The organism is Enterobacter cloacae complex sp. P17RS, assembly GCF_014895885.1.
In the GTDB taxonomy this organism is placed as follows: domain Bacteria; phylum Pseudomonadota; class Gammaproteobacteria; order Enterobacterales; family Enterobacteriaceae; genus Enterobacter; species Enterobacter bugandensis.
Window position 1 is genome coordinate 86,132 of the sequence record NZ_JADBQK010000004.1, and the last position, 12,412, is coordinate 98,543.

General features: G+C 60.1%; 10 protein-coding genes. 7 read left to right on the forward strand and 3 right to left on the reverse strand.

Translation table 11 applies throughout. From position 1 onward, the window contains the following. Positions 1 to 121 precede the first annotated feature (121 nt). Entirely contained in the window at positions 122 to 1,810 is a 1,689-nt protein-coding gene (gene hutU / locus IM265_RS04230) for a urocanate hydratase (protein WP_063154684.1), read from the forward strand. Beyond that, the gene (hutH, locus tag IM265_RS04235; protein WP_047367760.1) at positions 1,807 to 3,327 is read left to right on the forward strand and encodes a histidine ammonia-lyase; all 1,521 of its coding nucleotides are present in this window, start codon (positions 1,807 to 1,809) and stop codon (positions 3,325 to 3,327) included. The genes hutU and hutH overlap by 4 nt, the downstream gene beginning before the upstream one ends. Positions 3,328 to 3,410: 83 nt before the next feature. Here the strand turns inward: hutH and IM265_RS04240 are convergent, their stop codons facing one another. After that, a complete protein-coding gene (locus IM265_RS04240; protein ID WP_193030866.1) occupies positions 3,411 to 3,887 on the reverse strand; it encodes a kinase inhibitor in 477 nt (158 codons plus the stop codon). 48 nt (positions 3,888 to 3,935) lie between these two features. Then, entirely contained in the window at positions 3,936 to 5,243 is a 1,308-nt protein-coding gene (gene bioA, locus IM265_RS04245) for an adenosylmethionine--8-amino-7-oxononanoate transaminase (RefSeq protein ID WP_193030868.1), read from the reverse strand. A gap of 68 nt (positions 5,244 to 5,311) precedes the next feature. Here bioA and bioB point away from each other — a divergent pair, with 68 nt between their 5' ends. From bioB to bioD, 4 genes are read left to right on the forward strand one after another with little or no spacing between them, the layout of a single operon-like run. Next, on the forward strand, positions 5,312 to 6,352 hold the full coding sequence (gene bioB, locus IM265_RS04250; RefSeq protein WP_028012414.1) for a biotin synthase BioB: 1,041 nt from the start codon (positions 5,312 to 5,314) through the stop codon (positions 6,350 to 6,352). Then, complete coding sequence (bioF, locus tag IM265_RS04255; RefSeq protein WP_193030870.1) at positions 6,349 to 7,506, forward strand: 8-amino-7-oxononanoate synthase; 1,158 nt, start codon at positions 6,349 to 6,351, stop codon at positions 7,504 to 7,506. Before bioB ends, bioF begins: the two co-directional genes overlap by 4 nt. Next, positions 7,490 to 8,245: a malonyl-ACP O-methyltransferase BioC gene (gene bioC / locus IM265_RS04260; RefSeq protein ID WP_193030872.1), complete on the forward strand. Its 756-nt coding sequence runs from the start codon at positions 7,490 to 7,492 to the stop codon at positions 8,243 to 8,245. Before bioF ends, bioC begins: the two co-directional genes overlap by 17 nt. Beyond that, on the forward strand, positions 8,238 to 8,939 hold the full coding sequence (bioD, locus tag IM265_RS04265; RefSeq protein WP_126817762.1) for a dethiobiotin synthase: 702 nt from the start codon (positions 8,238 to 8,240) through the stop codon (positions 8,937 to 8,939). Before bioC ends, bioD begins: the two co-directional genes overlap by 8 nt. Here bioD and IM265_RS04270 read toward each other — a convergent pair. Further along, a complete protein-coding gene (locus IM265_RS04270) occupies positions 8,902 to 9,624 on the reverse strand; it encodes an ABC transporter ATP-binding protein (protein WP_047363785.1) in 723 nt (240 codons plus the stop codon). The two genes, bioD and IM265_RS04270, sit on opposite strands and share 38 nt — an antisense overlap. Before the next feature lie 750 nt (positions 9,625 to 10,374). On the opposite strand from IM265_RS04270, the gene uvrB reads away from it, so the two are divergent. Continuing rightward, the gene (uvrB, locus tag IM265_RS04275; protein WP_028012419.1) at positions 10,375 to 12,390 is read left to right on the forward strand and encodes an excinuclease ABC subunit UvrB; all 2,016 of its coding nucleotides are present in this window, start codon (positions 10,375 to 10,377) and stop codon (positions 12,388 to 12,390) included. Positions 12,391 to 12,412 lie beyond the last annotated feature (22 nt).

Genomic DNA, 12,412 nt, shown 5'->3' on the forward strand with positions numbered 1-12,412 from the left:
TAAGCGTGATCGCTAACGCAATATAACAAAATTGTATCTTTTTTGTTAAATCCAACCTTGTGTGTGCTTGTCTATACAAGTATATCTAAATGCATCATCTGTCCCTTATGAGGAGCACACAATGTCGTCAGGTAAATACCGCCAGCAGGACGTCCGCGCCGCGCGCGGCACCACGCTTACTGCCAAAAGCTGGCTCACCGAAGCCCCGCTGCGCATGTTGATGAACAACCTTGATCCTGAGGTGGCGGAAAACCCCCACGAACTGGTGGTCTACGGCGGCATAGGCCGCGCCGCACGCAACTGGGAATGCTATGACGCAATTGTAAAATCCCTGACCGAACTCGAACACGACGAAACCCTGCTGGTGCAGTCCGGCAAGCCGGTTGGCGTATTTAAAACCCATAAGAACGCGCCGCGCGTGCTGATCGCCAACTCTAACCTCGTGCCGCACTGGGCTACCTGGGAACACTTCAACGAGCTGGACGCGAAAGGGCTGGCGATGTATGGCCAGATGACCGCCGGGAGCTGGATCTACATCGGCAGCCAGGGGATTGTGCAGGGCACCTACGAAACCTTCGTGGAAGCGGGGCGTCAGCACTATAACGGCTCGCTGAAAGGCCGCTGGGTGCTTACCGCCGGTCTGGGCGGGATGGGCGGCGCGCAGCCGCTGGCCGCCACGCTGGCCGGCGCGTGCTCGCTGAACATTGAATGCCAGCAGAGCCGCATTGATTTCCGTCTGCGTACCCGTTACGTCGACGAACAGGCCGAGAATCTCGATGACGCGCTGGCGCGCATCAAAAAATACACGTCCGAAGGCAAAGCGATGTCGATTGCCCTGTGCGGTAACGCGGCGGATATTCTGCCGGAGCTGGTTGCCCGCGGCGTGCGTCCGGATCTCGTTACCGACCAGACCAGCGCCCATGACCCGCTGCACGGTTACCTGCCAAAAGGCTGGACGTGGGAAGACTACCAGCAAAAAGCGGAAACCGACCCTGAAGGCACGGTACTGGCGGCTAAGCGTTCGATGGCGGAACACGTCTCCGCGATGCTGGCCTTCAGCCAGTTGGGTATTCCAACCTTTGACTACGGCAACAACATCCGCCAGATGGCGAAAGAGATGGGCGTGAATAACGCCTTCGACTTCCCCGGCTTCGTGCCTGCCTATATCCGTCCGCTGTTCTGCCGCGGCATTGGCCCGTTCCGCTGGGTGGCCTTGTCCGGCGATCCGCAGGATATCTACAAAACCGACGCCAAAGTGAAGGAGATCGTCGCCGACGACGAACACCTGCACCACTGGCTGGATATGGCTCGCGAACGCATCAGCTTCCAGGGCTTGCCGGCGCGCATCTGCTGGGTAGGGCTGGAGTGGCGGCAAAAGCTGGGTCTGGCCTTCAACGAAATGGTGCGCAGCGGTGAAGTCTCCGCGCCTATCGTCATTGGCCGCGACCATCTGGACTCCGGCTCCGTCGCCAGCCCGAACCGTGAAACCGAAGCCATGCGCGACGGATCTGACGCGGTCTCCGACTGGCCATTGCTTAATGCCCTGCTGAATACCGCCAGCGGCGCCACCTGGGTCTCGCTGCACCACGGCGGCGGCGTGGGAATGGGCTTCTCCCAGCATTCCGGGATGGTTATTGTCTGTGACGGAACGGATGAAGCCGCCGCGCGCATCGCTCGCGTCCTGCACAACGACCCGGCAACCGGCGTGATGCGTCACGCGGATGCGGGTTACGAGATTGCCATTGACTGTGCCAAAGAGCAGGGACTGAACCTGCCGATGATCCCTGCCACACAAGGAAAGCATGCATGAACGCGTTAACACTCACTCCCGGCTCGCTGACGCTCAAACAGCTGCGTAACGTCTGGCGCCAGCCGGTCACCCTTTCACTAGATGAAAGCGCCCACGCCGCGATAAACGACAGCGTCGCCTGCGTAGAAGCGATTGTTGCCGAAGGGCGCACCGCCTACGGGATTAACACCGGCTTTGGCCTGCTGGCGCAGACCCGCATCGCCACGCACGATCTGGAAAACTTACAGCGTTCGCTGGTGCTGTCGCACGCGGCAGGCGTCGGCCAGCCGCTGGATGATGAGATTGTCCGTCTGATGATGGTGCTCAAAATCAACAGCCTGGCGCGCGGTTTCTCGGGCATTCGCCTGAGCGTGATCCAGGCGCTGATGGCCCTGGTGAATGCAGAAGTCTATCCGTGGATCCCGGCAAAAGGTTCCGTCGGCGCCTCCGGCGATCTCGCCCCGCTGGCGCACATGTCGCTGCTGCTGCTGGGTGAGGGCAAAGCGCGCTGGCAGGGCGAGTGGCTCCCTGCGAAAGAAGCGCTGGCAAAAGCCGGCTTAACGCCAATCACTCTCGCGGCAAAAGAGGGGCTGGCGCTGCTCAACGGCACGCAGGCGTCGACGGCCTTTGCGCTGCGCGGCCTGTTTGAAGCGGAAGATCTCTTTGCCTCGGCGGTGGTGTGCGGTGCGCTGACCACCGAGGCGGTGCTCGGCTCGCGTCGTCCGTTTGACGCGCGTATTCACGCGGTGCGCGGCCAGCGCGGGCAGATTGATGCCGCCGCCATGTACCGCCACGTGCTTACCGACACGAGTGAGATTGCGGATTCACACCATAACTGCGAGAAGGTGCAGGATCCGTATTCCCTGCGCTGTCAGCCGCAGGTGATGGGCGCGTGCCTGACGCAGCTGCGCCAGGCGGCAGAGGTGCTGCTGGTGGAGGCCAACGCGGTCTCCGACAACCCGCTGGTGTTCGCCGAGGAAAACGAGGTGGTCTCCGGAGGCAATTTCCACGCCGAGCCGGTGGCGATGGCGGCGGATAATATCGCGCTGGCGATTGCCGAAGTCGGGGCGTTATCCGAGCGCCGCATCGCGCTGATGATGGATAAACACATGTCCCAGCTGCCACCGTTCCTGGTGCGTAACGGCGGGGTTAACTCAGGCTTTATGATCGCTCAGGTGACGGCCGCAGCGCTGGCAAGCGAGAACAAAGCCCTGTCGCACCCGCACAGCGTGGACAGCCTGCCAACCTCGGCGAACCAGGAAGATCACGTGTCGATGGCCCCGGCGGCCGGGCGTCGTCTCTGGGAGATGGCCTCCAACACCCGCGGCGTGCTGGCGGTGGAGTGGCTGGCGGCGTGTCAGGGTATCGATCTGCGCGAAGGGCTTAAATCCAGCCCGCTGCTGGAGCAGGCGCGCCATGTGCTGCGCGAGCACGTCACGCATTATGATGATGACCGCTTCTTTGCGCCGGATATTGATAAGGCGATGCAGCTTCTGGAAGAAGGACGCCTTGTAGGACTGCTACCTTCGGTGCTGTGATTTTTGCCCGGTGGCGCTGCGCTTACCGGGCCTACGAATGCGAAATCCAGGCCGGGTAAGGCGTAGCCGCCACCCGGCTTTTTTCAGGAATACATCGCCGTAATCGACGCGCTCCCCAGGGAATGGAAATGCACGTTAAACCCGACCATCGCGCCGCTCGCGCCTTCATCGATCTCAATCTTCTCCACATCCAGCGCGTGCACCGTGAAGATATAGCGGTGGGTTTCCCCTTTTGGCGGCGCCGCGCCGCCGTAGCCCGCTTTACCGAAGTCAGTGCGCGTCTGAATGGCACCTTCAGGCAGGGCAACCAGGTCTGAACCGGAACCCTGCGGCAGCACGCGCGTGTCGGCGGGCAGGTTCGCCACAACCCAGTGCCACCAGCCCGAGCCGGTCGGCGCGTCCGGGTCGTAGCAGGTCACGACAAAGCTTTTGGTTCCTGCAGGAACGTCGTCCCACGCCAGGTGCGGGGAGATATTATCCCCCTGATAGCCCATGCCGTTGAAAACGTGGCGTTCCGGGAGTTTTTCACCGTCGCGCAGATCTTTACTGATGATTTTCATACGGTTTACCCTCGTTATTCACTCGTTCAGGAAGTGTAACGCATGGGATTAAATCGCGAAATGCGCGGGAATGTTAACGGCTGTTACGACCGCGTCGGTTAATTTACGCAACTGCTCCGGCGTGATGCTGTACGGCGGCATCAGGTAGATAAGCTTGCCGAAAGGCCGCACCCAGACGCCCTGCTCAACGAAGAAGCGCTGCAGCGCCGCCATGTTCACCGGGCGGGTGGTTTCAATCACCCCGATGGCACCGAGCACGCGCACGTCCGCCACAAAATTCGCCCCCGAGGCGGCGCTCAGCTCTCCTTTCAGCTGTGCCTCAATCGCCGCAACCTGCGTCCGCCACTCGCCGCTCTCCAGAATGGCGAGGCTTTCGCTTGCCACGGCGCAGGCCAGTGGGTTGCCCATAAACGTCGGGCCGTGCATAAAGCAGCCCGCCTCGCCGTCGCTGATGGTGTCGGCAACCTGACGAGTGGTGAGGGTGGCGGAGAGCGTCATGGTGCCGCCGGTCAGCGCTTTGCCGAGGCACAGAATATCCGGGGCGATACCCGCATGTTCGCAGGCAAACAGCTTGCCGGTGCGGCCAAAGCCGGTGGCAATTTCATCGGCAATCAGCAGAATGCCCTCGCGGTCGCACATCTTGCGAATGCGCCTCAGCCATTCCGGATGATACATCCGCATTCCGCCTGCGCCCTGCACGATCGGCTCAAGAATAACGGCGGCTATCTCATGGCGATGGGCCGCCATCAGCCGCGCGAAGCCCACCATGTCCATCTCGTTCCACTCGCCGTCGAATCGGCTTTGCGGCGCAGGGGCAAACAGGTTTTCCGGCAGATACCCCTTCCACAGGCTGTGCATGGAGTTATCCGGATCGCAGACCGACATCGCCCCGAAGGTATCCCCGTGATAGCCGTTGCGGAAGGTGAGGAACCGCTGGCGCGTTTCGCCCTTCGCATGCCAGTACTGCAGCGCCATCTTCATCGCCACTTCCACCGCCACCGAGCCGGAATCCGCCAGGAACACGCACTCCAGCGGTTCAGGCGTCATCGCCACCAGACGGCGGCATAAATCCACCGCGGGCTGATGGGTGATCCCGCCAAACATCACATGCGACATCTGGTCAATCTGGGCCTTCATCGCCGCGTTCAGGCGCGGATGGTTGTATCCGTGAATGGCCGCCCACCAGGAGGACATTCCGTCAACCAGCCGCTCGCCGCTGGCGAGATGCAGCTCGCAGCCGTGGGCAGAGGCCACCGGATAGACGGGAAGGGGGCGGGTAGTGGAGGTGTAAGGGTGCCAGATATGCTGCTTGTCGAAGGCGAGATCGTCCTGGGTCATAATCGACTTGTAAACCATTTTGAAAAGTTTTAGGTTTACGAGTATAAACCGAACCGAAAATTAACAAAACCCTTTGGAGAAGCCCAATGGCTCACCACGCACGCTGGACGATGTCGCAAGTTACTGAATTATTCAACAAACCTTTCCTTGAGCTGATGTTTGAAGCGCAACAGGTGCATCGTCAGCACTTCGATCCGCGTCATGTTCAGGTCAGCACGCTGCTGTCGATCAAGACCGGCGCCTGTCCTGAAGACTGCAAATATTGCCCGCAGAGCGCGCGCTACAAAACCGGTCTCGAATCCGAGCGTCTGATGGAAGTGGAGCAGGTGCTCGACTCCGCGCGCAAGGCGAAAAACGCCGGTTCAACCCGCTTCTGCATGGGCGCCGCGTGGAAGAATCCACATGACCGCGACATGCCCTATCTGGAGCAGATGGTGAAAGGCGTGAAGGAGATGGGCCTCGAAGCCTGTATGACGCTCGGCACGCTCAACGAGGAGCAGGCGCAGCGCCTCTCTGCCGCGGGGCTGGACTACTACAACCACAACCTGGACACCTCCCCGGAATTTTACGGCAACATCATCACCACGCGCACCTATCAGGAGCGCCTGGACACGCTGGACAAAGTGCGTGATGCAGGGATCAAGGTCTGCTCCGGCGGCATCGTGGGCTTAGGCGAAACGGTGAAAGACCGCGCGGGCCTGCTGCTGCAGTTGGCGAACCTGCCCACCCCGCCGGAAAGCGTGCCGATCAACATGCTGGTGAAGGTCAAGGGCACGCCGCTGGCGGATAACGAGGACGTGGATGCGTTTGATTTTATTCGCACCATCGCGGTGGCGCGCATCATGATGCCAACGTCTTACGTTCGCCTCTCTGCGGGCCGCGAGCAGATGAACGAGCAGACTCAGGCGATGTGCTTTATGGCCGGCGCCAACTCCATCTTCTACGGCTGCAAGCTGCTGACCACGCCGAACCCGGAAGAGGATAAAGACGTTCAGCTGTTCCGCAAGCTGGGGCTGAACCCGCACCAGACCGGGGTGCTGACGGGCGATAACGAGCAACAGCAGCAGCTGGAGCAGCAGATTCTCAACGCCGATACCGACCAGTTCTACAACGCGGCAGCCGTATGACCTGGCAGGCACGGATTAATGCCGCGCTGGAAGAACGCCGGGCGGCAGAGGCGTTTCGCGTTCGCAGAGTGGTGGAAAACGGCGCGGGCCGTTTTCTGACCCGCGAGGGACGGCAGTTTTGTAATTTCTCCAGCAACGACTATCTCGGGCTGAGCCAGCATCCGGCGATCGTCCGCGCCTGGCAGCAGGGCGCGGAGCGGTTTGGCGTGGGCAGCGGTGGCTCGGGGCACGTCAGCGGATACACCACGGCGCATCAGGCGCTGGAGGAAGAGCTGGCCGACTGGCTGGGCTATCCGCGTGCGCTGCTGTTTATCTCCGGCTTTGCCGCCAATCAGGCGGTCATCACGGCCATGATGGGGAAAGAGGACCGCATTGTCGCCGACCGTTTAAGCCACGCCTCGTTGCTGGAAGCGGCAAACTTAAGTCCCGCTCAGCTGCGGCGCTTTGCCCATAACGATGCGGGACAGCTCGCTGCGCTGCTTGATAAACCCTGCGATGGACAACAGCTGGCGGTCACGGAAGGGGTGTTCAGCATGGACGGCGACAGTGCGCCGCTTGCCGCGCTTCACGAGGCCGCAAAGCGGCAAAACGCCTGGCTGCTGGTCGATGATGCTCACGGTGCTGGGGTGATGGGCGATGAAGGACGCGGCAGCGCCCATCAACAAAACGTGAAGCCGGAACTGCTGGTGGTTACCTTCGGCAAAGGCTTTGGCGTCAGCGGCGCCGCCGTGCTGTGCAGCGAATCTGTCGCCGACTATCTGCTGCAGTTTGCCCGTCACCTCATCTACAGCACCAGCATGCCCCCGGCGCAGGCCGTGGCGCTGTCGGCGTCGCTGGCGGTGATCCGCAGCGCAGAAGGGGATGAACGCCGTCAGCAGCTGGCAGAGCACATCTCCTGCTTCCGTCAGGGGCTGGCGGCGCTTCCCTTCCAGAGTCCCGATTCGCAGAGCGCCATCCAGCCCGTGATTGTCGGCGAAAACGGCCGCGCGCTGGCGCTGGCCCAGGCGCTGCGCGAGCGGGGGATGTGGGTAACGGCCATTCGTCCGCCAACCGTTCCGCCGGGCACCGCGCGTCTGCGCTTAACCCTGACGGCGGCGCATGAGGCGCAGGATATCCAGACGCTGCTGGAGGCGCTTCATGATGCCGGTGAATAAGCAGGCCGTTGCGGCGGCATTTGGCCGGGCCGCGCGGAGCTATTCGCAGCACGATGAACTCCAGCGCCAGAGCGCGCAGGGGCTTCTGGCCGCGCTTGGCGAGAACCGCTTCCCGCAGGTGCTGGACGCCGGCTGTGGTCCCGGCAGCAACAGCCGCTACTGGCGCGAGGCGGGGAGCGAGGTGACGGCCATCGACCTGTCGCCCGCCATGCTGGACGAGGCGCGCCAGCAGCAGGCGGCGCACCACTATGTAGTCGCGGATATCGAGGCGATCCCGCTGGCGGACGCGCAGTTCGATCTGGTCTGGAGCCATCTGGCGGTGCAGTGGTGCAGCAGCCTGCCGCAGGCGTTACGCGAGCTTTATCGCGTCGCACAACCGGGCGGAAAGGTAGCCTTTACCACCTTGCTGGAAAGTTCGCTGCCGGAGCTGAATCAGTCGTGGAAAGCGGTGGATGAGCAGCCGCACGCGAACCGCTTTTTATCGTATGAGCAGGTGACGCAGGCGCTGGCAGGCTGGCGCTGTCGCAGCACGGTGCAAACCATCACGCTTAATTTTAGCGACGCGTTCAGCGCCATGCGCTCTCTGAAGGGCATCGGCGCCACGCACCTGCACGCCGGGCGGGAGAAAAAACCGCTGACCCGGGGGCAGCTGCAACGCCTGGAGCTGGCCTGGCCGCAGCAGCGGGGCCTTTTCCCGCTCTCTTATCAACTTTATCATGGGATTATCGAACGTGACTGAACGTTATTTTGTTACCGGCACGGATACGGAAGTGGGCAAAACGGTTGCCAGCGCTGCGCTGCTGCAGGCGGCACGACGGCTCGGAAAAAACACCGCCGGATATAAGCCCGTGGCTTCCGGCAGCGAGATGACGGCGGAAGGGTTACGCAACACCGACGCGCTGGCGCTCCAGCGTAACAGTAGCCTTGAGCTTGCCTATTCGGCGGTGAACCCCTATACCTTTGCCGAGCCGACGTCGCCGCACATTATCAGCGCTGACGAAGGCCGTCCAATTGATTTCGCCGTGCTGTCTGCCGGGTTACGGACGCTGGAAAGCCAGGCCGACTGGGTGCTGGTGGAAGGCGCGGGAGGCTGGTTTACGCCACTTTCGGACACGCAGACCTTTGCTGACTGGGTGCAGGCCGAGCAGCTTCCGGTCATTCTGGTCGTCGGCGTGAAGCTGGGCTGCATCAATCACGCCATGCTGACGGCGCAGGCCGTTCAGCAGGCAGGGCTGACGCTGGCAGGCTGGATAGCCAACGACGTGGTTGCGCCGGGCAGGCGGCATCAGGAATATCTGGCGACCCTCAAGCGCGTGCTCCCGGCACCGTTCCTCGGGGAAATCCCCTGGATTGCTGGCGATGCTGAGCAGGCCGAAACCGGGCGTTATCTCGACCTCAGCGTCTTGCTTCCCGCGACATCCAGTGAGCGATAAGCTCATCGTTCAGTTCGCTAACGTGGCCCTGAGCCACGTTACGCCCGCGATAAAGCATGCAAAACCGATCCGCCACCCGGCGGATAAACGACAGCTGCTGCTCTGCCAGCAGCACCGTCATGCCTAACTCCCGGTTTAAGCGCACCAGCAGCTGCGCCAGCTTCTGGGCAAATCCGTGTCCTGCCCCATGCGTAGGCTCATCCAGAATCAGCATCCGTGGGCGGTTGACCAGTGCATTCGCCAGGGCAAGCTGATACTGATCCTCTGGCGAAAGGGCATTGCCCCGCGTCTGACGTCGCGCGTAGAGTTCCGGGAACAGATCGTATACGTCGCTTTTCGCCGCCGGGTCGGGTTTCCCCATCGCCCGCATGGCAATATGCAGATTCTCCTCAATCGTCAGTTGAGAAAAAATACGCCTGTCCTGCGGCACATAGCCTATTCCCGGCTCTGAACGTTGTTCCGGTGCCGGGCTGAGCAAATCACGCGGCGGTGCGCCCGCTTCATGCCAGATAATCGTGCCGCTTTCGACGGGGATGTTTCCGGTAATGCAGTTCATCAGGGTGGTTTTGCCCATCCCCGGCAGGCCTATGACGCCTGTACACATCCCTTGCGGAAAATCCAAATCCACGTTCCATAGCGTATGTTGGCTTCCGTAAAACTGATTCACTGCACGCAGACTCAACATCTTTCTCTCCTTAAAAATGCGTAGGGATAGGCCTGACGTGAAGCTGCAAAACGCTTGCCAGAAACCTGAAATCGATTAAAAAAACGACTTTTTTAGGAATAAGCCACAGGAGAGCAGGGTAAAAACGCGTGGCTTGCACATCGACGGTGCCGGGAATGGTGAGTTGTGGTGCAGGACAAAAAATGGCTGAAATGTGAGCAGGATCGCATCTGTTGGTTATGAATGACTCAACTGTTTATCGTCAAAAAAGAGCTATAAAAATTTTTTGTTGCCGCCTCGTGGGAAAATCCGGGAATTTGCTGAGCGGCGGTCTACACGGGCTGGAAGCAGTTATCCACTATTCCTGTGGATAACCATGTGCATTAGAGTTAGAAAACACGCGATAAGCGAGAGAAGACGCGGCTTTCGCCCAAATTGACGCGAAACGCGGCTTTAGAAAATATCGTTTAAAATTTAATTGCTTAGATAAAAGCAATTACCGTAATGAAAGTGTCATTCGTTGCCATAAAACTATCATTACCTGGCTTGACAAATGTTAAAAAAGAAAAAGTTCTGGGGATAACCCAACCTGGCTGGTTTTTTATCTCGTCAGAGCCTAAATTTTGTCCGCTAACGCGCTAATGACTCCGCCGCTACGCTAAATATCCTGACACGCTACTGGTTTTTCATCCAGTGTTTTTTACTGGCATTCCTGGCAACAACGAGTAAAATTACTCACCTGCCGCTTATAACGTCATCAGGTCGTCGCCCATGAGTAAACCGTTCAAACTGAATTCTGCTTTCCGCCCCTCTGGCGATCAGCCTGAGGCTATCCGTCGTCTTAAAGAGGGGCTGGAAGACGGGCTGGCGCACCAGACGCTGCTGGGGGTAACCGGCTCGGGCAAAACGTTTACTGTCGCCAACGTGATCGCTGACCTGCAGCGCCCCACGATGGTGCTTGCACCCAATAAAACCCTCGCGGCACAGCTTTACGGCGAGATGAAAGAGTTCTTCCCGGAAAACGCGGTGGAGTATTTTGTCTCCTACTACGATTACTACCAGCCGGAAGCCTATGTGCCGAGCTCTGATACCTTCATCGAGAAAGATGCTTCGGTGAACGAACACATCGAACAGATGCGACTGTCTGCGACCAAGGCGCTGCTTGAGCGACGCGATGTGGTTGTGGTCGCGTCTGTTTCGGCGATTTACGGCCTGGGCGATCCGGATCTCTATCTGAAGATGATGCTGCACCTGACGCAGGGGATGATCATCGATCAGCGCGCAATTTTACGCCGTCTGGCCGAACTGCAGTACACCCGTAATGACCAGGCCTTCCAGCGCGGGACGTTCCGCGTGCGCGGTGAGGTGATCGACATCTTCCCGGCGGAATCGGACGATATGGCGCTGCGCGTCGAGCTGTTTGACGAAGAGGTCGAGCGTTTGTCACTGTTCGACCCGCTGACCGGCCACGTTGAGTCGGTGATACAGCGTTTTACCATCTACCCTAAAACGCACTACGTGACGCCACGAGAGCGTATCGTGCAGGCGATGGAAGAGATCAAAGAGGAGCTTGCAGAGCGCCGTAAGGTGCTTCTGGCTAACAATAAGCTGCTGGAAGAGCAGCGCCTGAGCCAGCGCACCCAGTTCGATCTGGAGATGATGAACGAGCTGGGCTACTGCTCGGGTATCGAAAACTACTCGCGCTTCCTCTCCGGGCGCGGGCCGGGCGAGCCACCGCCGACGCTGTTTGACTACCTTCCGGCCGACGGTCTGCTGGTGATCGACGAATCCCACGTCACGATCCCGCAGATCGGCGGGATGTACCGCGGCGACCGCGCACGTAAAGAGACGCTGGTGGAGTACGGCTTCCGCCTGCCGTCAGCGCTGGATAACCGTCCGATGAAGTTTGAAGAGTTTGAGGCGCTGGCGCCGCAGACCATCTACGTGTCGGCCACGCCGGGCAACTACGAGCTGGAAAAATCCGGCGATGAGGTGATCGACCAGGTGGTCCGTCCGACAGGGCTGCTGGACCCGATTATCGAAGTGCGCCCGGTGGCGACCCAGGTGGACGATCTGCTCTCTGAGATCCGCGCCCGTTCCGCCATCAACGAGCGCGTGCTGGTGACGACGCTCACCAAGCGCATGGCGGAAGACCTGACCGAGTATCTTGAAGAACACGGCGAGAAGGTGCGCTATCTGCACTCGGATATCGACACCGTGGAGCGCATGGAGATTATCCGCGATCTGCGTCTGGGCGAGTTTGACGTGCTGGTGGGGATCAACCTGTTGCGGGAAGGTCTGGATATGCCGGAAGTTTCGCTGGTGGCGATTCTGGACGCCGATAAAGAGGGCTTCCTGCGCTCTGAACGCTCCCTGATCCAGACCATTGGCCGCGCCGCGCGTAACGTCAACGGGAAAGCGATTCTGTACGGCGACAAAATCACCCCGTCGATGGCGAAAGCGATTGGCGAAACGGAACGCCGACGCGAGAAGCAGCAGCGCTACAACGAAGAGCACGGCATTACACCGCAGGGGCTGAACAAGAAGGTGGTGGATATTCTGGCGCTGGGTCAGAACATTGCGAAGACCAAAGCGAAAGGCCGCGGCAAGGCACGTTCAGTGGTGGAAGAAGATACCGTCGTACTGACGCCGAAGGCGCTGCAGCAGAAAATCCACGAGCTGGAAGGGCAGATGATGCAGCACGCCCAGAACCTGGAGTTCGAAGAGGCGGCACAGATCCGCGACCAGCTGCATCAGCTGCGGGATCTGTTTATCGCGGCATCATAGGTAAAGCGGCGTGTATTCCCCC

Excerpts from the sequence above, each read along its gene's own strand:
- hutU (WP_063154684.1), top strand. The coding sequence starts at position 122 with ATGTCGTCAGGTAAATACCGCCAGCAGGACGTCCGCGCCGCGCGCGGC.
- hutH (WP_047367760.1), top strand. The coding sequence starts at position 1,807 with ATGAACGCGTTAACACTCACTCCCGGCTCGCTGACGCTCAAACAGCTG.
- IM265_RS04240 (WP_193030866.1), bottom strand. The coding sequence starts at position 3,887 with ATGAAAATCATCAGTAAAGATCTGCGCGACGGTGAAAAACTCCCGGAA.
- bioA (WP_193030868.1), bottom strand. The coding sequence starts at position 5,243 with ATGGTTTACAAGTCGATTATGACCCAGGACGATCTCGCCTTCGACAAG.
- bioB (WP_028012414.1), top strand. The coding sequence starts at position 5,312 with ATGGCTCACCACGCACGCTGGACGATGTCGCAAGTTACTGAATTATTC.
- bioF (WP_193030870.1), top strand. The coding sequence starts at position 6,349 with ATGACCTGGCAGGCACGGATTAATGCCGCGCTGGAAGAACGCCGGGCG.
- bioC (WP_193030872.1), top strand. The coding sequence starts at position 7,490 with ATGATGCCGGTGAATAAGCAGGCCGTTGCGGCGGCATTTGGCCGGGCC.
- IM265_RS04270 (WP_047363785.1), bottom strand. The coding sequence starts at position 9,624 with ATGTTGAGTCTGCGTGCAGTGAATCAGTTTTACGGAAGCCAACATACG.
- uvrB (WP_028012419.1), top strand. The coding sequence starts at position 10,375 with ATGAGTAAACCGTTCAAACTGAATTCTGCTTTCCGCCCCTCTGGCGAT.